A 2,176-nucleotide genomic window follows, 5' to 3' on the forward strand; every position below is an offset into this window, starting at 1 on the left:
GGCGGGCACCCGGGGCGCCGGGGGCGTCCGGTGCTCAGCGCGCGGGGCGGAGCCAGACGGTGGCGAGCGGGGGGAGGACCAGTTCGGCGGACCGGGGCTGGCCGTCCCACTCCACCGGCTCGGCCTTGACCGGGTGGGAGTTGCCGACGCCGCTGCCGCCGTACTCCTCGGCGTCGGTGTTCAGCGCCTCCTCCCACAGCTGGTCGCGGCCCGCCAGCCGGGGCAGGCCGACCCGGTGGCCGTGCCGGACGACCGGCGAGAAGTTGCAGACCGCGACCAGCGGCGAGCCGTCGGCCGCGTACCGGACGAAGGAGAGCAGGTTGTCCTCGGCGGCGCCGCCGTCGAGCCAGCGGAAGCCCTCCGGGACGGTGTCCAGCTCCCACAGCGCCGGGGTGTCGAGGTAGCGGCGGTTGAGGTCGCGGACCAGCCGGCGCACCCCGAGGTGCTCCTCGCGGGCCGGCCACCGCTCGTCGAGCACCCACCACTGCGGGCCCTGCTCGTGGTCCCACTCCGCGCCCTGGGCGAACTCCTGCCCCATGAACAGCAGCTGCTTGCCCGGGTGGGACCACATGAAGCCGAGGTACGCGCGGTGGTTGGCGCGCTGCTGCCACCAGTCGCCGGGCATCTTGGAGACCAGCGCCCGCTTGCCGTGCACCACCTCGTCGTGCGAGATCGGCAGGACGTAGTTCTCCGAGAAGGCGTACACCATCGAGAAGGTGATCTCGTTGTGGTGGTACTTGCGGTGCACCGGCTCCTTGGACATGTAGACCAGCGAGTCGTGCATCCAGCCCATGTTCCACTTCAGCCCGAAGCCGAGGCCGCCGGCGTCGGTGGGGCGGGTGACCCCGTCCCAGGCGGTGGACTCCTCGGCGATCGTCACCGCGCCCGGGCAGCGCCGGTAGACGGTGGCGTTCATCTCCTGGAGGAAGGAGGCCGCGTCCAGGTCCTCCCGGCCGCCGAACCGGTTGGGCGTCCAGTCGCCGCCCTCGCGGGAGTAGTCGAGGTAGAGCATCGAGGCGACGGCGTCCACCCGCAGGCCGTCGACGTGGAACTCCTCGCACCAGTACACCGCGTTGGCGACGAGGAAGTTGCGCACCTCCTTGCGGCCGTAGTCGAACTCCAGCGTCCCCCAGTCGGGGTGCTCGGCGCGCAGCGGGTCGGCGGGTTCGTACAGCGGCTCGCCGTCGAAGCGGGCGAGCGCGAAGTCGTCCTTGGGGAAGTGCGCGGGCACCCAGTCGACGATCACGCCGATGCCGTGCCGGTGCAGGGTGTCCACCAGGTACCGGAAGTCGTCGGGGCCGCCGAGCCGGGCGGTGGGGGCGTAGTAGCCGGACACCTGGTAGCCCCAGGAGCCGCCGAAGGGGTGCTCCATCACCGGCATGAGCTCCACGTGGGTGAAGTTCAACTCCTGGAGGTAGCGCGGCAGTTCCTCGGCGATGGCGCGGTAGGTGGTGAGGTCCGGGCGCCAGGACGGCAGGTGCAGCTCGTACACCGACATCGGTGCCCGGTGGTGCGCGGCGCGGGCCCGGCGGGCCATCCACTCGCCGTCCTGCCACACGTGGTCGGAGGAGGTGACCACCGAGGCGGTGCCGGGCGGGCACTGGGCGGCCCGGGCCAGCGGGTCGGCCTTGTCCAGCACCCAGCCCTGCCGGGTGTGCACCTCGTACTTGTAGGTGGCGCCCTCGGCCAGGCCGGGGACGAACAGCTCCCAGATCCCGGACGAGCCGAGCGAGCGCATCGGGTGCCCGGTGCCGTCCCAGTGGTTGAAGCCGCCGATCAGCCGCACCCCGACGGCGTTCGGCGCCCAGACCGCGAAGGCGGTGCCGGCCACCCCGTCGACGGTGCGCACGTGCGAGCCGAGCGCCCGCCACAGCTGCTCGTGCCGGCCCTCGGAGATCAGGTGCAGGTCGAGCTCGCCGAGGGTGGGCGGGGTGCGGTAGCCGTCGTGCTGGCGCAGCGGCTCGCCGTCGGGGTACGTCACCAGCAGGGTGTACTCCGGGGGTTCGCCGCCGGCCACCAGGCCGGTGAACAACCCGCCCTGCTGGTGGGTGAGTTCGGCCGGTCCGTGGGCGGTCTCGACGACCACCCGCTCGGCGAACGGGCGCAGCACCCGGATCGCCGTGCCGCCGTGCACCGGGTGCGCGCCGAGCAGTGCGTGCGGGTCGTGGTGCTGCCC

General features: G+C 72.9%; 1 protein-coding gene. It reads right to left on the reverse strand.

The genetic code is table 11. The features are described 5' to 3' along the window. Positions 1 to 34 precede the first annotated feature (34 nt). The coding region (glgB, locus tag ACFU6K_RS37485) for a 1,4-alpha-glucan branching enzyme (RefSeq protein ID WP_380670897.1) at positions 35 to 2,176 on the reverse strand (2,142 nt) is incomplete at its 5' end.

It is taken from the genome of Kitasatospora sp. NPDC057512, assembly GCF_042802135.1.
Lineage (GTDB): Bacteria > Actinomycetota > Actinomycetes > Streptomycetales > Streptomycetaceae > Kitasatospora.